Genomic DNA, 22,073 nt, shown 5'->3' on the forward strand with positions numbered 1-22,073 from the left:
CGCTGATGCTCATAGTGTATGCAGGTCAATGATGACAGCAGGAGGGAATAATGAGTGCCAAAACTCGTAACCGTGTGGATAGTTTAGGAACGGCAAGAACCTTAGATGTGCAAGGCAAAGAGTATCATTACTTCAGTCTAGCCAAGGCTGCAGAGGAGCTGGCAGATATTGGTGATATTTCTCAATTACCGGTGTCAATGAAGGTGTTGCTCGAGAACCTGTTGCGCAATGAAGATGGAGACACTGTCACCCGTGCCGATATTGAGGCCATTGCTGAATGGTTAAAAGAGCGCCGCTCAAACACTGAAATTCAATATCGACCTGCTCGTGTGTTGATGCAGGATTTCACCGGTGTTCCAGCCGTTGTCGATCTTGCAGCAATGCGTGATGCGGTCGCTAAAGCTGGCCACGACCCAGAGCAAATCAACCCATTATCTGCGGTCGATTTAGTCATTGACCATTCTGTGATGGTGGATAAGTTTGCAACTCCCGAAGCATTTGCCGAAAACGTCAAAATCGAGATGGAGCGCAATTTTGAGCGCTACCAGTTTTTGCGTTGGGGCCAAAGTGCCTTTAAAAACTTTAGTGTGGTGCCACCGGGTACCGGTATTTGCCACCAGGTGAACTTGGAATATTTAGCAAAAGTTGCTTGGACCGAAGAACAAGACGGTCGCACTGTGGTGATGCCAGATACCTTAGTGGGAACTGATTCGCATACCACCATGATCAATGGTTTGGGCGTCCTTGGCTGGGGAGTGGGTGGGATTGAAGCAGAAGCTGCCATGCTCGGTCAGCCCGTTTCCATGTTGATTCCGGAAGTAGTCGGCATGCGTCTCACCGGTAAGCTGCCAGAGGGAGTGACCGCGACCGATTTAGTGTTAACTGTGACCCAAATGCTGCGTGAGCGTGGGGTAGTGGGTAAGTTTGTCGAATTCTATGGTCCTGGGTTAGCGCATCTACCGTTGGCGGATCGCGCGACAATTGCCAATATGGCGCCTGAATATGGCGCGACCTGTGGCTTTTTCCCAGTTGATCAGGAAACTTTACGATATCTGCGACTCTCTGGTCGCTCTGAGCAGACTGTGGATTTAGTAGAGGCCTATGCAAAAGCGCAAGGTTTTTGGCGCGATGAAGGCAGTGAACCCGTCTTTAGCGACACCCTTGAGCTTGATTTGAATACGGTAGTTGCCTCACTGGCCGGACCGAAACGGCCACAAGATCGGGTGGCATTAACTGAGTTGAAACCACAACTTGATCTGATGCTCGCCAACTCCGGTCAAGCCAGCAGCGATGAGGGTGTTGAAGTTGCTGGGCAAGGCTATACGCTCAATCATGGTGACGTAGTCATTGCCGCCATTACCTCCTGTACCAACACCTCCAACCCGAGTGTGTTGATGGCGGCAGGCTTAGTCGCGAAAAAGGCCGTAGAAAGGGGCTTAATGCGCAAGCCTTGGGTGAAATCATCACTCGCCCCCGGCTCAAAAGTAGTCACCGATTACCTCAGTAAAGCAGGCTTATCTGAATATCTCGATAAGCTCGGCTTTAATCTCGTAGGCTATGGATGTACCACCTGTATCGGTAACTCTGGACCATTACCAGAGGTCATAAGCGAAGCAATTCAAAAGGGCAATTTAACGGTATCGTCAGTACTGTCTGGGAACCGTAACTTCGAAGGTCGGGTGCACCCTGAAGTGCGCGCCAACTGGCTTGCTTCGCCACCGCTGGTGGTGGCTTATGCCTTGGCCGGTACGACCCATATTGATTTGAGTAGTGAACCACTTGGCGTTGATAGCAACGAACAGCCGGTTTATTTGCGCGATATTTGGCCCACTAGTCATGAAATTGCCGAAGCAGTTGCGCTGGTGGATGGCGAGATGTTCCGTCGCGAATATGCGGATGTTTTCAGTGGTGATGAAGATTGGCGCGCGATCCCTATTGGTGAAGGAAAAACCTATGATTGGCGTGATGATTCCACCTACGTCAAAAACCCACCATTTTTTGAAGGCATCGACCAACCTCTTGAGGTCGTTGAGCGTATCGAAAATGCTCGGGTACTGGCGAAATTTGGTGACTCGATTACCACCGACCATATTTCGCCGGCAGGCTCCATCAAAGCGGATTCGCCAGCCGGTCAATATCTACAAGACAATGGTGTCGCGCCGAGTGATTTCAATAGCTATGGCTCACGCCGGGGTAATCATGAGGTAATGATGCGAGGTACGTTTGCTAACGTCCGTATCAAAAACCAATTGCTAGATGGCGTTGAAGGGGGGTACACGCTCCATATTCCATCGCATGAGCAAATGTCGATTTACGATGCAGCGATGCGCTACCAAGCGGAGCAAACCCCGCTGGTGGTATTAGCGGGCAAGGAATACGGCACTGGCTCAAGTCGTGACTGGGCGGCGAAAGGAACCCGATTGCTGGGGGTAAAAGCAGTTATTGCGGAAAGCTTCGAACGCATCCATCGCTCTAACCTAGTCGGGATGGGCGTGTTACCGTTGCAGTTTATGCCCGGAGAATCGGTTGAATCACTTGGTTTAACAGGACACGAGGTATTGACCATCGAAGGTCTGAGTGATTTAACGACCGGTGCTGAACTCCAGGTCAAAGCCGTAACTGACGATGGCAAAGATAAGCAGTTCACGGTCAAATGCCGCATCGATACCGGCAATGAACTTGCCTATTATCGCAGCGGCGGTATCTTGCACTATGTTTTGCGGGAGATGATTAAAGCGCACTAAATATTGAGTGCGCGCCCTCCATCAACTTTAATGGACTCACCCGTGATGAAGCGATTGTCGCGTAAAAAGCGCACCGCTTCAATCATGGGCTGAAGTCCACCTTCTACTTTCAATGGGGTTTGCTCGAGCACGGTGCGACGATGCTCGGAATCATGCTCAGGCAGAAATAGAATAGGGCCGGGCTGAATCGCATTAACGCGCACATGCGGGGCGAGTGTTTTCGCAAAGCTCTGAGTGAGGCTCGCAAGACCGGCTTTCGCCGCACAATAAGCAATATATTGTGGTGAAGGGCTATCAACATAGATATCAGTAATATTTACCACTAAGGCGTCATCAGCCGCCTCAAACTCACTTTGCAAATAATGGATCAGTAGATAAGGCGCCATAGCATGCACTCGAAAAACGGCATCGAGATTAGCAAGATCTGCATCTACGGTTTGATTATTGAAAAAACACGAGGCATTGTTGACTAACAAATCAACTTTTAACGTGTGGCTCTGAATAGCACGAATCAGTCGCTTGACCTCTTGCAGATCGCTTAAATCCGCCTGTAAACCTATGGCACCGAGTTGCTCGAGTTCATCAATGCCTGCGCGAGAGGTGTTGTAATGAGCGAGAACGATATAATTTTCAGCGAGTAAAGCTTTGGCTAACTCAAAGCCAAAACGTCTTCCGGCACCGGTAATAACAGCTACTTTCTGAGTCACAGTTGAAGCTCCTGAGATGCATTGTGGGTTTCAAATTGTTGCTTGAATTCAGCACCAAGAGTACGCAAATAGCTCGGGACTTGCGCCCAGACTTGGTCAGAGTAGGGCCCAAGAATATCGATATCCATAGGTCGATCAAGAATGCTGCAACGAGGATCTTCGCGATCTCGACCGAATTCAATTTCGATTTGATTGAACTCAAGTTTTAGCTCAGTTGCAGAGAGTTCGGTTTCAATCACAAACAAACCGTTGAGGAAGTCTGAATTTGATTCCATGGCAACGGGCTTGGTGGTGATAACCGCTGAGTAAAACACCTCTCCCAGAGGCTCAAGTCGTTGTTGGACTCTGGCAAAGTTTTGCTTGGGTTCGATATTCGCGCCTAAACTGCATAGGTACCGGTACATGAGAATTTCCTGTCGTCTGAACCTGCATACACTACGCAGTTAAAGCGCAGATAGATCGTCATCCCGAGCTGATTGAGGTTACTTCACCAGCTCTAAGAGGACTTTCGCGATCTCGGTATTATCGCGATAACCGCGCAGTTCATCAGCCCCTGGGCCCTCTGCTAAAATCGGCACGTCAACCGCAGTGTGCCCCGTCGTCGTCCAACCTGTACGAGTATGTTCACTGATAAGTTGCACCAACACTGCACCCAATTGACGTTGCTGGGTACGCGTTGAGCTATCAGCTGCAAATTCAACACTAAGCACCGCATCCCACTCAGCTTCAGTAAATGCCAGATTGAGCCGTGGCCCGAGGTAATCTCGCCATTCGCTGCGTGGCATTTCAAGCATCGCCGTGGTCAGGTGCTGCAGGGAGTTTTGGATCCGCATCACTTTATCTGAGTGCCAAGCATACTCGCCGCCTTGGCCCAGAGTTAAGCCACCGGTTGAGTGGTCGGCAGTAATCACCAATAGGGTGTTCGGGTGACGTTGCATAAATTCGCGCACGACCGCAATAGCTTGAGCGAAATCTTCGATTTCATGAATAGCACAGGCGATATCGTTGGCATGACCGCACCAATCGATTTGGCTGCCTTCAATCATCAGTGCAAAAGGCTTTTGCTGTTCGCGCTGCTGTTGTTCGAGTAGGCGTAAGGCAGTCGTTGTCATGCTGGCAAGGCGCGGCTGATCATCAATGGCATGAGGTAGCCCAACCGGAGCAAACAACCCCATAGCCGGCAAACGTGTTAACCCGTCCATTTGCTCAAATTCGGTAATGATGGTCATGCCTTGCTCGCGCAGCTCAGGTAACCAATCTTTATCGGCCCGACTGAAATCAGCATAACCGCCACCGAGGAGCACATCAAAAGACCACTTACCCGGCGCAATAGGTGTTGCGAGCGAGTCGGCAATGGCGTGATACTCGCGCCGCGACGGATGATGGGTAAAGAAGGATGCCGGCGTTGCATGGGTGACTTGTGAGGTTGAAATAGCCCCTGTTAACCAGCCATGCTGACGCGCCAGTTCCATCAAGGTTTGTTGTGGATGCTGTTCAGTATCAACACCGATCGCACCGTTGTAGCTTTTTACGCCAGTTGCCAAAGCTGTGGCACTGGCTGCGGAATCAGTCACCCAGGTATCATCGTCCGGGTAGGTGGTAGCTGCGCCGACGAGCAAATCATCAAATACAGTCGGAGTCAGCGTATCTGCGCCTAAGGTGCTGTTGGCATAGCGATAAGCTGAGATGAACTCAAAGCCCATGCCGTCACCAATCATATAAATGATATTTGGCGGCTGCGTGGTTGCCGCTTCAACTTCTGCATTTGCGTTGTCGGTGGTTTGACAGCCACTTAAATTAAATGCTGCTAAGGTTCCCAAAACAGCGAGCGATAAAACTGATTTGCGCATGATTTAATACCACAACATATAAAGCCAATAATTCGGCATCAAAAGATACCTCTAATCGTACCACAACTGAATGACAAATTGATGACTAATACAGCGCCTCAGTCTGTGTCACATTGTCTCTCTGTCACCTTCCATACCACGGGCTGCCAATAGTCCTGACTGCTGCGCTCGAAGCGCTTGCGCGGGAAAAACTCTGCCGCCAGATGGTATTGCTTATTGGCCTCAATCGTGATCGTGAGGGGTTTATCCACTTTTAGACTGCGACTGCGTCTAAGCTCTGTTGAACTGATTTGCTCATACAAGTGAATGGTATGCTCCCCAACGGGAAGTTTAATGATACTACGGTGATTTTGTGAGGTGTCACCGTCAATGTCAGCAAGGCTCACCGGGAATAATTCACGACTTTCCGGCGGATGCTGAAAGATCGAGATACGCCCACAGCCAGCAAGGTTCTCAGTTGTCAGCAGTTCACTCTCGAGTTCATTGTCGATTTCAAGCCGCCAGCCAGGAACAACTGTGGCGGTTACTGTACCTGTTACAGCAAGTTCTTGGTCGCCGCGCTGCAAACTCACTTGCAGCGGCTGGCCATGCTCAAGCTCAGCTAGGTGCGCTAACACTTCGGTCAAACTGCCCAAGTTACGTTCAGAGTTTATCCCAACCAGGATATCACCAACCTGAACCTCCATACTTGCTGCAACTGAGCCGGGCTTAACACTCATGACTTGCAGTTGCGGAGATAAGATAACGCCCCATTCGAAATAGCTGCGAGCGGGTTCCTGTAGGACGGTTCGGGTTGCCGCGCCATCTGCTTTGGCAGCAGCGACGGCTGCAGCTCGCGCGAGTTCACGGGCCTGTTGCTCTTGCGTCACATCGGCGCTCGCTGCCGTTGCAATAAAGCTAAGTAGGCAAAGCAATAATCCACTCATCAGCTTCTTCATAAGGTTCTCCCGTTAGGTTGTTGCGCTAAGAGCAGCTCACGTTGCTGCCAAAGTTGTTGCAGCTCTGCCTCGCTCACGCCGCGCAGATACGCCATTTGAATTTTTTGTTCGATGGCATCAAGGCGATAATTTTCGACCAGTAACATCGGGGTGTTCTGGTTTACTGGAGTTGCGGGCGAATTAAAATTGAGCTGGGTGATGGCGACCGTTAGCACCGCCGCAGCGGCGATACCCATGCCCCAACGCCAGCTGGTTCGCTTGGCTTGCTGTGGCTGTACCTGTTGCCACTCGAGTTCTGAATGATAACTCTCGGCAAGCCCGTGTAGGCGCTTTTTAAGGGCTTTTTCAAACAAATCGTCAGGTGATTTATTCGACATATTTTAAAACTCCTTGCTGCAACTTCTTTAACGCTCGATGATAACGCTGCCGAATTGTTGCAGCGGGTATCTGGTAAAGTTCGGCAATCTCGTTGTGATTAAAATCTTCGACCAAATAGAGCCAAACAATCTGTTGTTCCTCGGGTTGCAATAACTCGAGGTATTTTTCCAGATCATCTAACTCACTCAAACGCTCAGCCGCTGCCTGCGATGGCTGTGGTGACTCTTCATGTTCGAGAGCAGCTGAATCAACTGCAACCAGGCGTTGTGGTTTGCGTAAATGCGCAAGGGTCAGATTCACGCTCAGTTGCTTTAACCATGAGCCTAGCGCGTTATGGTCTTGTAACTGAGGGAGCTTTTGAAATGCTTGGATAAACGCATCTTGACTTAAGTCTTGGGCCAATTCGGGATCCCGCGTCAAGCCTCGAATCAGTCGATAAACAGGCGTTTTATAGGTCTCAAAAATGACCCGCTGAGCTGCGCTGCGACCCCGCTTGGCTGCGCTAATTAAGCTGTGATCCAGTTGTGTCGCAAAGTTTGTGCTCACCAAGGCATCCTACTCAGTTGTTTCAATAAGTATAGATGCCGTGGCGAGGGGATGTGTGACAGAAATCACAAAGATCTAGATTAAAACTTTAAATCAAGATAGAGGGGGTCGTGATCACTGGCACGATAGGGGCTGCTATCAACCCGATCTGGATACTTATCAAGCGCTTGATATTGAAGCGCAATCGGCTCATCTGCGTTGATAGCCCAATGCTTGAGCTGGCGCACTTTTGCGGCCAGCGGTTGATTCACCAAAATATGATCAAGACTGCCCGCTTGGCTCGCAAAGACGTAGGAGTAGCCATTGGGTTCGAATCGCTCGATTAAATTAACAAAGCCAGCTTGGGCAAGAGTCGTCAGTGGATCTTCTTGGGCATAGGCATTTAGATCACCCAAAACAATATGGTATTCCAGCTGTTGCAGGCGTTCGCTGCTGCTCAAGGTTGCTAATAACTGTTGGGCTGATTTCACCCGAACTGGGTTCCAGCAACCTTGGCCATCACCTTGACGATGATTACTTGGGTCGGCATCACCAGGGCAACTGCCTTTTGATTTAAAGTGATTCACTGCAACACTGAATTGCTCCCCTGAGCGCTTATCTCGGAACACTTGAATCAGTGGCAACCGACTGCGCTGATTGAAAGGGTAGGCAAAAGTCGTGATAAACTCGCCTTGCGGTTCAACCTTGTCGCTGCGGTAAATAAGTGCATTAGTGATGCTATCGTCGCCAAAGCCTGCTGTACCCGTATCGATAAACTGCCAAGCGTGGCCGGTACTTGTTCGCAAAGCAGTCGTGAGCTCGACGATTGCACTGTGCGCGCCGGTCCCATCGTTTTCGATTTCCATTAAACCGATCACATCGGCATCGAGTGCAGTGAGTGCCGCGATAATTTTCTCGTGTTGTAACTTAAATTGGGCGGCATTTTTAGCACCCCGATTGGTTGGGAAAGTTTTGCTCTCGCCTTCACCATTAAAATAATTGAGCACATTAAAAGCGGCGATCCGAACATCATTGTCACTGAGGCGGACTGGTGCGGCGGGACGCGGGTTGCGTTCAGTAAATACCAAAGGCTGCAATGGTTGCAGTCGATAGCGCCCTTCATATTCAGTCACAATCGCGGTAAATGGCTGCACCCAATCACCACTGCGCAAAGTATTGTTGGCACTGAGCCCCACAGGCGGATAGGGGATAACCGCAGAGTTCGGTGCTTGCGCATCATCAATGGTTAGCAACGCTTGGCGGTTTTGCTCCGCGACTACTTGCGCAGCAGCACCAGGCTCGGCGACTTGGGTTGGACTATAGAGGCGCTGATGAGCGATATCAAACTGGCCGTGGCGTGCTAATTGATAATGCCCATTGACCACGGTCGGTTGCTTAATCGTGACCCGCATACCTTCGACGGACTCAAGCCATGCTTGGTTTTCTAGCGGTAAATCGAGGGTAACTGCTGCGGGCAGTGCCTGCTTACCACAACGGCTTAGCAATTCCACCTCGCGCAGCCGCGTCATTTGCTCGTTTTCACTTACCACTCCGGTAAGTCGCACTAACTCGCCTGGTTCAACTTGATATGTGCTGCTCTCGATAAATAGGCCCTCACTGGTCGCAGGATCTGCATCAGGTAAGGCCGCTTGAATGAAGAAACCACCGAGTTGCTTGCTTGCAGTCCAGCTTGCGGTAACCACGCCTTGTACAATAACCTGCTGATCCTGCAAGGGCGAAGCAGCAGCATTTGTTTGCACCGCGGCAATAGCGGTACTCGGTTCGTGGCACTGCGCTGGCATCTCGGGCTGTGGAAGACCCAGCATCAGGCTGGTTAAGGTGCTAATGAACATAACTACTTATCACTCTCTGGTGGTTCATAGGTTCCGACTTCAAGAACCTCAGCGGCTTCCAACTGATGCGCATCCATCATTGCCGCAATCCGTTGCATCGCAGCAAGCAATTGTGATTGTTCCCAATCTTGGAGGGCGTGAAAACGCTCAATGAAGTCTTCTTGTAGCGGCCGTGGAGCTGCGGCAAGCCGCTCACGACCTTGCTCGGTTAAGGTCAGTTCAACTCGGCGGCGGTCAGTGGTACTGCGGGTTCGAGTAATTAATTCGCGCTGTTCAAGGCGGTCGATGACATTACTGACCGTTGCTGGGCTCAAGGTAATATTTTGTGCTACGGCACTAGCGGTAATGCCGTCTTCGGCAAAACTAATTTCGCGCAAGATAAGCAATTGCGGTGCAGTTAACCCGGTCAGTTTATTGAGTTTTTTTGAGTAGAGGTCGGTTGCCCGAATAACCTTGCGCAAGGCAAGCAGCAACTCTTCATACTTTTCCATCAATACACCCTCGTTAAGGTTATCGCCGTGCGGACAATTCCGTTCGTCTTATTTGTACCACAACACCAAATTTCGGATGGTCAAAATAGTGTGTTTCATGACTGATAACACGTCTTAGTTGTGTCAGCAAATAGGTTTGGATGAGTTGTCTGGAGTCTGCGCCAACGAGCGTTTGCTCAGCTTGCATAGCAAGGCTTAACTCAGCCGGTAAAGCGGTTTCAATTTGGCGTAGCTGCAAGTTATTTTGAATGTGCAGGTAGTTCCCCACTAAATAGACATGTAACGTTCCATCTAATTCCCATAATGGTTTGTCCGAATCCTGCGCGAGGTCAAGGCTTAGTTTGGCTTGATTAGCTTGCTCGACGGCACTATTAAAGACGGGACTGTTCGCTTGTTCTATCTGCGTAAATAATTGCGCCAACTCATCGAATAACTCGCTTCCTGGCTCAGCCGTTAGCTCATCTGAGGCTTGTTCCAAACGACTTAAGCGTTCACTTTCAGCTGCCGTGAAAGCAAGGTTAGCTCCGCCGAATAAACGTATCTGATAGTTTTGATCGCGGCCAAACACTGGTTGTCGATAGCTCATATGAAGCAAGGCTGTACCTGTGCCTCTGCGCTCCAGTTGCTGGCGTAATTCGATTAGCTCGTTGGCCGTTTCGGGTAATAAAAATGCTTGCGGAGTGTTGCGCATATCGAGCGTTCCGCCGTCGATAACCGATACCGGCGCAGTCGCTTGTGCCGTTAACCAAGCTTGCGGCTGATACAGAGGTTCGAGCCGATAGGGATCAACCTCTTCAGGTTGATGGCAGAGCCATTCAAACGGTTCGAGATAACCTCGTTCCCAGGCGCTGGTAAAGTCGCAGGGCGGGCTTGCGTGCAAATAGCTGGTGATATCAGGAACGTAATAAGAGGTCAGCATATCCACTGCGGTTGCATCGGCAGATGTCGGCAGTAGATATGGAAATTGTTCGGTATTCGCAGCGCTCTCATCGCTTTGTTTAAAGACGAGGACTTCAACGTCGAACCAGCGCCAGTCGGCGGGCTCACCGGGCAGATCCGCGGCATGACTGATGCTGGTATGAATCGTCAGCAGCGAAGTCAACGCCAGAAGAGTTTTGCGAAACGGGCCAGTCATAGTTTATCCAGTTATGCTTGTTGCGCATTTTGGTCGAAATCATCAAGTAATGACTCTACCAGTTTCAAGCGCTCTTGAGTATCTTCCATTTTGCCAAGAACACGTAAACGGTTGGCTCCTTCGAGCTTAAACTGTTGCGGCTGAGTTTGAATCAATTGGATCAAATAGCTCGCAGATACTTTTGGCTGGGCACTGAACTCAATGGTGAGAGCGGATAGTCCGCCTTCGATTTTTTTAATGCCTAAGTTCTCCGCGCGGTTACGCAGCGCAGTGACTCGCACCAAGTTTTTGGCTTGCTCTGGGAGTAAGCCGAAGCGGTCAATCATTTCCACTTGCAACTGCTCAAGATCGGTTAGGTTTGAGCAACTGGCAATGCGCTTATACAGGTTTAGGCGCAGGTTTACATCAGCAATATAAGTGTCAGGTAACAGTGCTGGGACTTTCAACTCAACCTCAGTTTGTGCTTTTAAGAGTTGATCGAGCGCCGGCTCTTTGCCCGCTTGCAGCGCTTTCACTGCCTGTTCCAGCATTTCCATATAGAGACTAAAGCCGATAGTTTCGATCTGACCACTTTGCTCTTCGCCAAGCAGCTCACCCGCGCCACGGATCTCAAGGTCATGGGTGGCAAGCATAAAGCCCGCACCAAGATCTTCCAGTTGTGAGATGGCCGCGAGTCGTTTCACCGCATCTTTGGTCATCCGTTTTGGATTTGGGGTGAGCAAGTACGCATAAGCTTGATGGTGGGAGCGTCCGACCCGACCACGCAATTGGTGCAGCTGTGCTAGACCAAGGTGGTCAGCGCGATCCATAACGATGGTATTGGCACTTGGTACGTCAATCCCCGTTTCCACAATAGTGGTACAAACCAACACGTTGAACCGTTGATGGTAAAAGTCACTCATGACGCGCTCGAGTTCACGTTCACGCATTTGTCCATGGGCGATGGTGATACGCGCCTCAGGAACGAGTTCAGCCAGTTCGCGCGCAGTTTTATCAATGGTTTCGACATTATTGTGTAAATAATAAACTTGGCCACCGCGCAAAATCTCGCGCAAGATGGCCTCGCGCACCGTTGGCGCGTCGTATTCGCGGACGAAGGTCTTCACCGCCAGACGTTTTGCCGGTGGGGTGGCGATAATCGATAAATCGCGGACCCCATTCATCGCCATGTTTAAGGTGCGAGGGATCGGCGTTGCGGTCAAAGTTAAAATATCGACATCGGCACGAAGTCGTTTTACCGCTTCTTTCTGGCGCACCCCAAAACGATGTTCTTCATCGACTATTAATAGCCCAAGGTCATGAAATTTTACGTCATTCTGCAATAGCTTATGTGTGCCGACGACAATATCGACTTTGCCCGCAGCAATGTCGTCTAAGGTTTGTTTGGTTTGTTTACTGCTGCGAAAGCGCGATAGCACTTCAACTCGAAACGGCCAGTCAGCAAAGCGATCTTTAAAGTTCTCGTAGTGCTGTTGGGCAAGTAGCGTGGTTGGCACTAATACGGCAACTTGTTTGCCATCATTGGCAGCAATAAAGGCGGCGCGCATGGCAACCTCTGTTTTACCGAAGCCAACATCACCACATACCAGCCGGTCCATTGCACGCGGTGCCACCATATCGGCATAGACACTGGCGATTGCAGCAATTTGATCATCGGTTTCCTCAAACGGAAAGCTCGCTGAGAATCGCTCGAATTCCTCTTGATTCACCTTAAACGCATAACCGGGCTTCGCTTCGCGTTGGGCATAGACATCGAGTAACTCAGCGGCAACGTCACGAATTTTTTCTGCCGCCCGGCGCTTGGCTTTATCCCAGCTGTCGTTACCCAGTTTATGTAGTGGCGCCGAGCTCTCTTCACCGCCGCTATAGCGGCTGAGGACGTTGAGCGCTGCCACCGGCACATAGAGCTTACTGCCGCCGGCGTACTCAATGGTGACAAACTCGGTCGGCATGCCGCCAGCATCGAGTGTTTGTAGCCCTTGATAACGGCCGACGCCATGGTCAATATGAACCACTGGCTGACCAATTTGTAATTCAGCCAAGTTGCGAACCATATTCTCTTGGCTGTTGCTGCTACTGTCGCGTCGCCGCCGTTGAGCAATTCGATTGCCCAGTAATTCAGTCTCACTGAGCACCACCAGCTTGGCATCTGCTAGCTCAAATGAATTGACGATAGGAGCAACCCAGATAGCGGTTGAGGTTTCCGGTTCACGGATAAAATCAGCAAGATGTTCAATTTCAGTAAGAGACAAATTAAGCGGCTTAAGCAGATCACGCAGGCTTTCACGGCGTCCTGCGGACTCAACGACAAAGAGCACACGATAATTGTCTTGCTGCCAGCTTAAGAGCTTTTGCCGAAGCGGTGCCAACGGGTCTTTCAACTGGTGGTTAACGGCAACTTCGGTTACCGCCGCTGTTTTAAAGCGGATAGGGCCCGGCTTGGCGTGCTCAGTTGGAACCTGCACCCGAACTCGACGATAGGCTTTAAACTTTGAATATAATTGCTCGCTGGCGAGAAATAATTGTTGCGGCGCTAACAAGGGCCGCAATGGGTCATAGCGACGTTGCTCATAGCGTTGTTGAATATCATGCCAGAGCTGTTCGAGCTGCCCTTGAATATTGCCAAAGGTCACCAGCAAAGTGGTATCGGGTAAATAGTCGAAGAGGGTAGCGGTTTGCTCGAAAAACAGCGGTAGATAGAACTCAATGCCGCCTGGCAACTCCTTTTGCGAGACTTGGTAATAAACGGAGTCGCGCTCGTTTGAAGGGCCGAACAGGTCGCGATACTGCCCACGAAATAACTCGATAGCGCTATCGGTCAACGGGAATTCATGCGCCGGCAATAACGAAATCTGGTTAACGGTTTCTTGCGATAGCTGGGTTTCAGGATCAAAGATTCGGATACTATCGATTTCATCATCAAAGAAATCGATCCGAAACGGCACTTTGCTGCCCATAGGGTATAAATCGAGCAAGGATCCACGCGCACAGAACTCACCATGTTCGAGAACTTGCTGAACCGCACGGTAGCCCGCATGCTCGAGCCGTTGCCGCAAGGCATGAATATCAAGTTGTTGGCCTTGCTGCAGTTGTAGGGTATAGCCGGCAACATAATCGGTAGGAGCAATCCGTTGCAACAGGGTGCTTAGGGTCACGACAATCACACCACGGCGTAATTCAGGGAGCTTCGCAAGCGTGCTGAGCCGCTCTGAGATAATATCCTGATGCGGTGAAAAACTATCGTATGGCAGGGTTTCCCAATCTGGAAACAAAACCACTTCGAGATCCGCCGCGAAAGCTTTAATTTCAAGCTCTAACCGATGTGCTTGGGGCGCATCGGCAGCAACAATCAAGACCGGCTCGCTACCAGCCTGAGCGAGCTCTGCAATAGCCAAGGCGGGGCTACTGCCTTGCAATTCTAACCAGGTTTTATCTTGTCCAGCTTGGGCTGGGATTTGGCCTGAAAAGAGGACATTTTGATGCATGATGGAGTGATTCTCTACAACGACTGCATGGATAAGTTAGCCACAGTATACCGAAACTTCTTGCTTGGATCAGTGCGCAGTTTTCTTTATGCTGACAAGCGATATGGAAAACACCCCGAGGATGACCTTGAGTATAGCTGCAATATTTATCGGTTGGCGCTATGGCCGAGCAAAATATGGCCAACAATTTGCGCGTTTTATCAACCGCTTTTCACTTGCGGGCATTTTGCTTGGGGTTGCTGCTTTGATTATCGTCGATTCGGTGATGAATGGCTTCGAACAGCAGTTAAAGCAGCGTATCCTAGGCGTCGTTCCACAACTGACGGTCGCCACTGCGGGGCGCGCGATCGACGACTGGCAGCAGTTAAGCGCGGAGATCCCGGTCCTCGTTGATGAGTATGCGCGGGTTCCTCATCTTGCTACGAGTGGCGTAATTCAAGCCGGTGGGCGCTTGCGTCCGGTGCAAATTCAAGGGGTGTTTAGCGAACAAGAGTCAGCACAGCAGCCCTTGGAGCTGATTGAGGCTAATATGACCACGGGCTCACTGCAGCGTCTTCAGCCGGGTTCTTACGGGATTATTATTGGACAAGGCTTAGCCACAGAGCTTGAGGTTTGGCCAGGTGATAGCCTGCGCCTGATAGCTGCTGGCGCAGGGCTTTATACCCCAGTGGGGCTGTTGCCATCGCAGCGGCAATTTACAGTGCAAGGTATCGTCAATATGCAATCTGAAGCAGACCAGCATTTGGTCTTAATGCATGGCGTTGACGCGGCTCGTTTGCTGCGCTTAAAAGACCAACAGGTACAAGCTCTTCGCTTTTATTTTAACGATCCATTTACCGCACTCGATGCAGCCCAGCAGCTCCAGCCACAGGCGGAAATAGCCGGTTGGTCGCTGACAACTTGGCGTGATCGCTATGGTGAGCTGTTTGATGCTGTGGCGTTGGAAAAAAGAATGGTAAACCTAATGCTGGCGCTGATTATCGCCGTGGCTGCATTTAATATTGTGTCTGCGTTAATGATGGTGATTCAAGATAAACGGCGTGACATTGCGCTACTACAAACCATGGGTATGCGCCCGACACAGCTGTATTTATTATTCGTTATTCAGGGGATGAGTAACGGCATGGTTGGGGCCATACTCGGCACTATTTTAGGGCTCATTGGCAGTCTCTTCTTGAACGATATTTTAATTTTGTTTGGGGTGCAGCAAGAACTGATGGGGCCACAAGGCTTGCCGGTTCTGATTCAGCCTGCTCAGGTCGCGACTATTGTAGTTGCCGCGCTAATGCTGACCTTTATTGCAACCCTTTACCCTGCGCGGAAAGCGACCCAAACCTTGCCTGCGGAGGCATTACGCTATGAATAAAGTTGCCGAGCAAAATCCGGCTGAGGTGATCCTAGAATGTCGCCAACTCGGTCGTCATTATGATGATGGCACGCAACAGTTAGTGGTTCTCAGTGAGATTGATTTTTGTCTGCACAAAGGTGAATTGGTTGCCATATTAGGGAGCTCGGGTTCGGGTAAGAGCACGCTATTGCATTGTTTAGGCGGGCTTGACCATCCGAACAATGGTGAGGTGCTTTTTAATGGACAGAACATTCAGGCTTGGAATGCGAATCAATTGGCAGACTGGCGCAACCAGGAACTCGGTTTTATTTACCAGTTCCATCATTTGTTACCGGAGTTTAATGCGCTTGAAAATGTCATGTTGCCGCAACTTATCGGCGGAGTATCGCACTCGCTAGCCGAGCAAAAAGCGCAACAGCTGCTGGCTCGAGTCGGGATGCAAGCACGGCAACATCACCGTCCGAGTGAACTCTCTGGTGGTGAGCGCCAGCGCGTTGCGATTGCGCGCGCCTTGGCTAATGATCCGGCGGTTGTGCTGGCCGATGAACCGACGGGTAACCTCGACGATAAAAATGCTGAGCAAGTGTTCGAGCTGTTGCTGGAACTTAACACCGAGCTTGCCACTGCATTTGTAGTGGTGACGCATGATTACAGTCTCGCCCAGCGTTGCCAGCGCCGCTACCAACTGCAACATGGCAGGTTGGTGACCGATGCAAAGTAGCGGTTTGTATTGGCAATTGGCCCAACGGCTGCGTCGGCAACAGCGCAGCGCTCGCAAAGGGTTGGGCTTTTTAAGTTTTATTACCACCGCATCAACGGTCGGGATAGCGCTTGGCTGTATCGTATTTATCGCTGGTTTGAGTGTAATGAATGGCTTCGAAGAGGTGCTCGAAAAGCGCTTTCTAAGTCTGATCCCACAAGTGGAGTTCACCGCGGTAGACGGACAATTAAATGATCCTGCAGGCTTAGTCGCGCAAGCACAAGCTTTCCCTGGGGTGCGCATGGCACGGCGGGTGATTCGTACTCAAGCCATGCTCCAGAAGGGCACCGAATTTCTCGGCGTGCAGGTCAACGGAATTGACCTAGAGGTTGAACAGGCAATTTCAGGTTATACCTCAAGTACAGCATTACAGGCACTCGCAGAGCCGAATCGCGTCCTGCTTGGGGCGAACCTGGCGGCGCGTTTAGGGGTGAGTAAGGGCGAAACCGTCACCTTTTTAGTGGCAATTGCCAATAGTTTTCGCCAACCTCGCCGCGTCGTGCTTGAGGTTGCGGGGATTTTTGGGTTTGGTGGTCAGGTTGACTTACAACAAGCCTATGTCAGTTTGCCGACCGCGCGAAAATTGGTTGGACTTGAGCAGGGCGTAAGTGCAGTTGAATTAGTCTTAGATGATGTGTTTAGCGCTAAACAAATTACCAATGACTTAGGTCGTCAACTGCAAGAGTACTTGTATCTTGATTCGTGGATGCGTACTCAAGGGCACTTGTATCGCGATATTCAGTTGGTGCGTTTAGTGATGTACTTGGTACTGATGTTAGTGCTCGCGGTAGCTTGCTTTAATATTGTCTCGACTCTCGTCATGACGGTACAAGAAAAGCATCGGCAGATTGGTATTCTGCGCACGATTGGCTTGAAGCAGGGCGGCATTATTCGAGTGTTCGTCTGGCAAGGGATTCAAAATGCACTGCGCGGCGTGAGCATTGGGGTAGTACTCGGAGTGTTGTTTACCCTTAACTTGCCGACGATTTTTACTGCAATTCAAAGCATGAGTGGCACTAGTTTGCTCAATGGAGAAGTCTATTTTATCGAGACGATTCCTGTGCTGTTAGATTATCAGGACGTGGTGTTTGTTGCGCTTTGTGCCTTGGTAATGGGGGCACTTGCGACCATCTATCCTGCTTGGAAAGCCGCCAAGCTAGATATCGTGAAAGCGATTGAATCTTAGTTACTTAGGTTTGCGTAACTGCGCGGCGCGGGCAAACGCACGCTCGCGCCAAGCATTGACCACGGACTGCCGCCACAATAGGCGGATGCTCAAATAACCCGCTGCGCTGGCGACCATCCCGCAGATCAAGCAACCCAATAAAAATGCCGGGCCTATGGTTTCGATACTGTTCATTAACCATTGCCAACTCAGTTCAAAACTGAAGGCTTGCGAGGGAGCGCCGATAATCCAGGTGCCCACCATATAGCAGAAGTAAAACATAGGAGGCATGGTAATTGGGTTTGAGACCCACACCATGGCCACCGACAGGGGCAAATTGACCCGCAGTGGAATTGCTGCAGCGGCAGCAAGAATCATCTGAAAGGGAACTGGAATAAAAGCACAGAAAAGCCCAACCGCAAACGCGCCTGCTGCAGAGCGTCGATTCAGATGCCAGAGGTTGGCATCGTGCAACAAACTCCCAAACATGCGTAAGCTACGACTGTTTTTGATCAGATCATGGTTCGGCATGATCCTTTTCATGAACTTCTTTGGCATAGTGACCTTTTAAAGGTAAGGTGCAACAAACCATGGATAGGTGGTTGCTTTCACTCACTACGGGCTACCTCACCGTAATTCTGCGCGGCAGTTTACCACAACTTGAAACAATCGCTACGCTGTTGGTACTGTTGTTGGTGGCGCTGGTCGCGTTTTGGCAGAGCCGTAATGTACATAATTTAGCACACTTACATACAGTTGCAGGACTCCTACTGGCGTTAATGCTAGGGATGATGGCAGGCGCTTTGGTGATTGTCAGCGAAATCAGTCGCAAAGAAGGTCTGGCGGAACACTTCAAGCAATCGCGAACGCTGACCTTTACCATTACTGAAATCCCCCGCCAACAGGATGACTTTATCCAATTGCAAGGGGTTTGGCAGACGGCAACAAGGCGCTATCTATTGCGCTTAAACTGGTATGATGCGCCCCCTCAAGTCACTCCGCGCGCCGGTCAAACCTGGCGTCTTAAGGTCAAACTGCGTGCCCCACAAGGCCCACGCAATCAAGGTGGTTTTTTCTATCATCGTTATTTACTGGGCGAACGAATTGATGCACTTGGCAGCATTGATAGCGGCGTTGTACTCGAATCAAATACTCAGTTGCGCCAGCGTATTTACGAAAAGCTTCAATCCCTGCAGCTTGAGTCGAACCTAGCTGGGGTTGTCCCCGCGCTGTTATTAGGTGAACGGCAGCACTTGCGAGATGAAGATTGGTTTGTTTTGCAACGCACTGGGCTGGCACATTTGATCGCAATTTCTGGCTTACATTTGGCCTTAGTCGCGGCAGGGCTATTTGCGCTAAGTCGCTATTTACTGCCGCTCTTTTATCGTCGTCGCAGTCAACGTGAGCAGGCCAACATGCTACCGCTTGCGCTGCTGATCAGTTTGTCTGGAAGTTTGTGCTACGCCTATCTTGCCGGCTTTGCCACGGCAACGCTGCGAGCATGGTTGATGGTCGCTGTGGTATTACTGCACAAGTTGGTACGAACGCGCACGTCAGCGGGCCGAATTTTACTGCGTGCAGGAACACTGGTGATGCTATTGCAACCGTTGGCACCGCTGCAAATTGGTTTTTGGTTATCCATCGGCGCTGTTGCTGCGATATTACTGATGCAGTGGCGTTGGACGCCGATTCAAGGTCGCTTGCGTGGTCTTCGCATGCTCTGGCGGCTCGAGCTATTTTTGACCTTGGCCCTGTGGCCGTTAACGCTAATGTGGTTTGGGGGGTTGGCAATGCTGGCGCCACTGACCAATTTATTGGTCGTGCCGATTGTATCGTTTTGGACCTTACCTTTATTGTTCTTCAGCGCTCTTAGCTTGAGTTTTTATGGGCTTTCAAGTTGGCTTACGGAAATCGCATTATGGCCGTTAGAGCAGCTCTGGCCTGCATTAACCGAACTTGCCGAGGCGCCATGGCAATGGCTGGATCAGAGCGAGATAAATTCGGTGATGCTCACACTGATGGTGCTGGTAGCGGCTTTGTTGCCGGTGGCGCTGAGAGTGCGCACAGCACTCATTGCAGTCACTGTGCTGGGGTATTACATTTTTGATACTCCGCGGTTATATCAGCCGCAACTGGTTCTTCATATTCTCGATGTTGAGCAAGGCAGCGCTATGGTTCTAGAGCGCTACGGGCGCGCGCTTTTGGTGGACACCGCAGTGCAATACCAACATGGAGGCAGTATGGCCGAGCGAGTCATTCTACCGTTTTTGCGGGCGCGTAAGTTAACTCCCGAACTGGCATTTATTAGCCATACCGATGCAGACCATCGTGGCGGCTATCAAGTACTTCAGCAGCACTACCCACAGCTGAGTTGGTTTGGAGCGAGCACCCAGTATCCGTGCGTGAGTGGACAGCAGGGCAATTGGCAGGGAGTAAGATGGCAGGTTTTGCATCCACAGCAGGTGGGTGACAACTCAGCCAATAATGATTCGTGTGTCATTTCATTTCAATTAGATGAGTTTACGCTGCTGTATCCCGGCGACATTGAGCAAAAGGCTGAACAACAGCTGCTGGCGCAACTGGCACCGCTGGCCGCGACCGTCTTAGTGTTACCTCACCACGGCAGTAAGAGCTCTTCAAGTCGGTTATTTCTGCAAACCGTGAGTCCGCAACTGGCCGTTATCAGCCGTGGTCGGAATAACCCATATAAACAACCTCATCGCAGTGTGCTTGAACGTTTAACAGAGTTAAAAATTCAGGTGCTGGATACCGCTCGTGGCGGCCAAATATCTATTTACACAGATGGGTATAAGTGGACTGCAGAGCAGCCTTGGCAGGCAAGCGGTCGGGCTTGGTTTGATCGGGATAACTAGCCAGCGCGGCATATTAGCGTTTAGAATAGAGACGTTATTCATTTATATAGCGATAGTGCATGAGTCAAAATACCGCGAAGCAACGCACCTTTCGGCGCCTAATGGGGTATATCAAACCCTATCGAGCTGCATTTATTTTCTCGATCGTTGGGATGTTAGGTTACGCCGCAGTCGATACTTTTTTCTTTTCTCAAATTGAAACGTTGATTGACGATGGCTTAACCAACCAAAACTCTAAAATATTGATCTATGGTGCGATTTTCGTACCAGTTGTATTTATAGCGCGAGGCTTATTTAACTTTATTTCGACCTACTTCCTAAATTGGGTCGGGTTTCGCGTGGTCACAACGCTGCGACAACAGCTGTTCGACCATATGATGAAGTTGCCCGTCGCTTTTCATGACCGTCACTCAACCGGTGATTTAATTTCAAAAATAACCTACACCACTCAACAAGTTGCGGAAGCGTCGAGTCGGGCGATTCTGATTCTTATTCGCGAGGGCGCATTTGTTCTAGGCTTGCTTGGTTTGATGTTTTATCACAGCTGGCAATTATCCTTAGTGTTTTTGGTGGTAGGGCCGCTGATTGCGAAAATCGTAGGCGTGGTATCGAAGCGCTTTCGGAAAGTTTCGAGTCGGATTCAAACGGCAATGGGGAATGTGACTACGACCGCCGAGCAAATGATTAATGGCCACAAAGTTGTGGTCATGTACGAAGGGCAAAAGCGGGAATCGAAGCGCTTTAACGACATCAACAATGTCACCCGTAATCAAAATATGAAGCTGATTAATACCCAGACCTTGAGTACCTCTTTGATTCAGTTGATTGCTTCATTCAGCTTATCGATGGTTTTGGTGTTGGCGAGCTTCCCACAAATGTTAGCTGAACTGTCAGCGGGTGCTTTTACAACCTTACTGACCGCAATGATCATGTTGTTGCGCCCGCTCAAGCAACTGACCACGGTCAATAGTGATTTTCAGCGCGGGATTGCCGCAGCGCAGAGCATTTTTGAGGTGCTCGACCATGAACCTGAAATTGATCAGGGCAGCAAGTCATTGACGCGAGCGAAAGGTGAGATTTGTTTTGATGACGTGTTGTTTCGTTATGATGAAGCCGATACCCCAGCGCTTGATCATGTCAGTTTCACCGTTACTGCAGGTAAAACCTTAGCTCTGGTGGGCCGCTCTGGTAGTGGTAAATCGACTATTTCTAACTTGCTGACGCGGTTCTACTCGCCACAAGCGGGGCAAATTCGCCTTGATGGTGAAAATATTTATGACTATAAGCTAAAGCACTTACGCCGTCAGTTTGCTTTGGTCTCGCAGCACGTCACCTTATTTAATGACACCATTGCCAACAATATTGCCTATGGAGCCCATGGCGAGGTGAGCGCTGAACAGATTCGGCAAGCAGCGGAACAAGCCTATGTCACCGAATTTACCGATAACCTGCCACTTGGTTTAGATACTATGGTGGGTGAAAATGGAGTGATGCTCTCAGGTGGACAACGGCAACGTATTGCCATTGCTCGGGCGTTACTCCGTGATGCACCTATTTTAATTTTGGATGAAGCGACCTCTGCCCTTGATACGGAATCTGAGCGCCACATTCAAAGCGCATTGAGTCGCTTACAACAAAATCGAACGTCAATCGTTATCGCCCATCGCCTATCCACCATTGAAAGTGCGGATGAGATTTTGGTGATGGAAGATGGTCGTGTGGTCGAGCGGGGGACACATGCCGAGTTGCTTGAGCGTAAAGGCGCGTATCACCAATTATATCGCTTACAATTTAGTCACGAAACGCCGGTGGAATAGAGTT

Annotated in this window: 17 protein-coding genes; 6 read left to right on the forward strand and 11 right to left on the reverse strand. The window is 50.2% G+C overall.

From position 1 onward, the window contains the following. The first annotated feature begins 50 nt into the window (after window positions 1–50). A complete protein-coding gene (acnA, locus tag CWI83_RS01060; protein ID WP_126824514.1) occupies window positions 51–2,744 on the forward strand; it encodes an aconitate hydratase AcnA in 2,694 nt (897 codons plus the stop codon). On the opposite strand, the gene CWI83_RS01065 is transcribed toward acnA, so the two are convergent. The 10 genes from CWI83_RS01065 to mfd form a co-directional block, all read right to left on the reverse strand. Then, the gene (locus CWI83_RS01065) at window positions 2,741–3,451 is read right to left on the reverse strand and encodes an SDR family NAD(P)-dependent oxidoreductase (protein WP_126824517.1); all 711 of its coding nucleotides are present in this window, start codon (window positions 3,449–3,451) and stop codon (window positions 2,741–2,743) included. The genes acnA and CWI83_RS01065 overlap by 4 nt on opposite strands. Then, a complete protein-coding gene (locus CWI83_RS01070) occupies window positions 3,448–3,855 on the reverse strand; it encodes a 2-amino-4-hydroxy-6-hydroxymethyldihydropteridine diphosphokinase (protein WP_126824520.1) in 408 nt (135 codons plus the stop codon). Before CWI83_RS01070 ends, CWI83_RS01065 begins: the two co-directional genes overlap by 4 nt. A gap of 78 nt (window positions 3,856–3,933) precedes the next feature. Continuing rightward, window positions 3,934–5,301, reverse strand: coding sequence for an alkaline phosphatase (locus CWI83_RS01075; RefSeq protein WP_126824523.1), 1,368 nt, complete (start codon window positions 5,299–5,301; stop codon window positions 3,934–3,936). A gap of 98 nt (window positions 5,302–5,399) precedes the next feature. Next, complete coding sequence (locus CWI83_RS01080) at window positions 5,400–6,239, reverse strand: PDZ domain-containing protein (protein WP_126824526.1); 840 nt, start codon at window positions 6,237–6,239, stop codon at window positions 5,400–5,402. Continuing rightward, window positions 6,236–6,616 (reverse strand): hypothetical protein, encoded by a 381-nt coding sequence (locus CWI83_RS01085; protein WP_126824529.1) that lies wholly within the window; start codon window positions 6,614–6,616, stop codon window positions 6,236–6,238. The genes CWI83_RS01080 and CWI83_RS01085 overlap by 4 nt, the downstream gene beginning before the upstream one ends. Next, window positions 6,606–7,163 (reverse strand): RNA polymerase sigma factor, encoded by a 558-nt coding sequence (locus tag CWI83_RS01090; RefSeq protein ID WP_157980347.1) that lies wholly within the window; start codon window positions 7,161–7,163, stop codon window positions 6,606–6,608. The genes CWI83_RS01085 and CWI83_RS01090 overlap by 11 nt, the downstream gene beginning before the upstream one ends. 80 nt (window positions 7,164–7,243) lie before the next feature. Continuing rightward, entirely contained in the window at window positions 7,244–8,995 is a 1,752-nt protein-coding gene (locus CWI83_RS01095) for an ExeM/NucH family extracellular endonuclease (protein WP_126824535.1), read from the reverse strand. A 2-nt stretch (window positions 8,996–8,997) separates the two neighbouring features. After that, window positions 8,998–9,486: a MarR family winged helix-turn-helix transcriptional regulator gene (locus tag CWI83_RS01100; RefSeq protein WP_126824537.1), complete on the reverse strand. Its 489-nt coding sequence runs from the start codon at window positions 9,484–9,486 to the stop codon at window positions 8,998–9,000. Between the two features lie 19 nt (window positions 9,487–9,505). Then, window positions 9,506–10,621, reverse strand: coding sequence for a CsiV family protein (locus CWI83_RS01105; RefSeq protein WP_126824540.1), 1,116 nt, complete (start codon window positions 10,619–10,621; stop codon window positions 9,506–9,508). Between the two features lie 11 nt (window positions 10,622–10,632). Continuing rightward, window positions 10,633–14,106 (reverse strand): transcription-repair coupling factor, encoded by a 3,474-nt coding sequence (gene mfd, locus CWI83_RS01110; protein ID WP_126824542.1) that lies wholly within the window; start codon window positions 14,104–14,106, stop codon window positions 10,633–10,635. An 88-nt stretch (window positions 14,107–14,194) separates the two neighbouring features. Between mfd and CWI83_RS01115 the strand changes: the two genes are divergently transcribed. Genes CWI83_RS01115 through CWI83_RS01125 form a run of 3 tightly spaced genes read left to right on the forward strand, consistent with a single transcriptional unit; the run spans window position 14,195 to window position 17,400 of the window. Continuing rightward, window positions 14,195–15,472, forward strand: a complete 1,278-nt coding sequence (locus CWI83_RS01115) for a lipoprotein-releasing ABC transporter permease subunit (RefSeq protein WP_241969845.1) — start codon at window positions 14,195–14,197, stop codon at window positions 15,470–15,472. Next, the gene (lolD, locus tag CWI83_RS01120; RefSeq protein WP_126824545.1) at window positions 15,465–16,175 is read left to right on the forward strand and encodes a lipoprotein-releasing ABC transporter ATP-binding protein LolD; all 711 of its coding nucleotides are present in this window, start codon (window positions 15,465–15,467) and stop codon (window positions 16,173–16,175) included. Before CWI83_RS01115 ends, lolD begins: the two co-directional genes overlap by 8 nt. After that, window positions 16,165–17,400 carry a lipoprotein-releasing ABC transporter permease subunit gene (locus CWI83_RS01125; RefSeq protein ID WP_126824547.1) on the forward strand — a complete coding sequence of 412 codons (1,236 nt, stop codon included), beginning with the start codon at window positions 16,165–16,167 and terminating at the stop codon, window positions 17,398–17,400. The genes lolD and CWI83_RS01125 overlap by 11 nt, the downstream gene beginning before the upstream one ends. On the opposite strand, the gene CWI83_RS01130 is transcribed toward CWI83_RS01125, so the two are convergent. Continuing rightward, window positions 17,401–17,937, reverse strand: a complete 537-nt coding sequence (locus CWI83_RS01130; RefSeq protein ID WP_126824550.1) for a DUF2062 domain-containing protein — start codon at window positions 17,935–17,937, stop codon at window positions 17,401–17,403. A gap of 32 nt (window positions 17,938–17,969) precedes the next feature. Here CWI83_RS01130 and CWI83_RS01135 point away from each other — a divergent pair, with 32 nt between their 5' ends. Next, the gene (locus CWI83_RS01135) at window positions 17,970–20,252 is read left to right on the forward strand and encodes a DNA internalization-related competence protein ComEC/Rec2 (RefSeq protein ID WP_126824553.1); all 2,283 of its coding nucleotides are present in this window, start codon (window positions 17,970–17,972) and stop codon (window positions 20,250–20,252) included. Window positions 20,253–20,311: 59 nt separating this feature from the next. After that, entirely contained in the window at window positions 20,312–22,069 is a 1,758-nt protein-coding gene (gene msbA / locus CWI83_RS01140; protein WP_126824556.1) for a lipid A export permease/ATP-binding protein MsbA, read from the forward strand. The last annotated feature ends 4 nt before the right edge of the window (window positions 22,070–22,073 follow it).

This window comes from Pseudidiomarina taiwanensis, from assembly GCF_003987435.1.
Taxonomy (GTDB): domain Bacteria; phylum Pseudomonadota; class Gammaproteobacteria; order Enterobacterales; family Alteromonadaceae; genus Pseudidiomarina; species Pseudidiomarina taiwanensis.

Coding starts and splice junctions, on each gene's coding strand:
- CWI83_RS01125 (WP_126824547.1), top strand. CDS start 16,165: ATGCAAAGTAGCGGTTTGTATTGGCAATTGGCCCAACGGCTGCGTCGG.
- CWI83_RS01105 (WP_126824540.1), bottom strand. CDS start 10,621: ATGACTGGCCCGTTTCGCAAAACTCTTCTGGCGTTGACTTCGCTGCTG.
- CWI83_RS01100 (WP_126824537.1), bottom strand. CDS start 9,486: ATGGAAAAGTATGAAGAGTTGCTGCTTGCCTTGCGCAAGGTTATTCGG.
- CWI83_RS01130 (WP_126824550.1), bottom strand. CDS start 17,937: ATGCCAAAGAAGTTCATGAAAAGGATCATGCCGAACCATGATCTGATC.
- CWI83_RS01085 (WP_126824529.1), bottom strand. CDS start 6,616: ATGTCGAATAAATCACCTGACGATTTGTTTGAAAAAGCCCTTAAAAAG.
- CWI83_RS01135 (WP_126824553.1), top strand. CDS start 17,970: ATGGATAGGTGGTTGCTTTCACTCACTACGGGCTACCTCACCGTAATT.
- msbA (WP_126824556.1), top strand. CDS start 20,312: ATGAGTCAAAATACCGCGAAGCAACGCACCTTTCGGCGCCTAATGGGG.
- lolD (WP_126824545.1), top strand. CDS start 15,465: ATGAATAAAGTTGCCGAGCAAAATCCGGCTGAGGTGATCCTAGAATGT.
- CWI83_RS01115 (WP_241969845.1), top strand. CDS start 14,195: ATGCTGACAAGCGATATGGAAAACACCCCGAGGATGACCTTGAGTATA.
- CWI83_RS01070 (WP_126824520.1), bottom strand. CDS start 3,855: ATGTACCGGTACCTATGCAGTTTAGGCGCGAATATCGAACCCAAGCAA.
- CWI83_RS01080 (WP_126824526.1), bottom strand. CDS start 6,239: ATGAAGAAGCTGATGAGTGGATTATTGCTTTGCCTACTTAGCTTTATT.
- acnA (WP_126824514.1), top strand. CDS start 51: ATGAGTGCCAAAACTCGTAACCGTGTGGATAGTTTAGGAACGGCAAGA.
- CWI83_RS01095 (WP_126824535.1), bottom strand. CDS start 8,995: ATGTTCATTAGCACCTTAACCAGCCTGATGCTGGGTCTTCCACAGCCC.
- CWI83_RS01075 (WP_126824523.1), bottom strand. CDS start 5,301: ATGCGCAAATCAGTTTTATCGCTCGCTGTTTTGGGAACCTTAGCAGCA.
- mfd (WP_126824542.1), bottom strand. CDS start 14,106: ATGCATCAAAATGTCCTCTTTTCAGGCCAAATCCCAGCCCAAGCTGGA.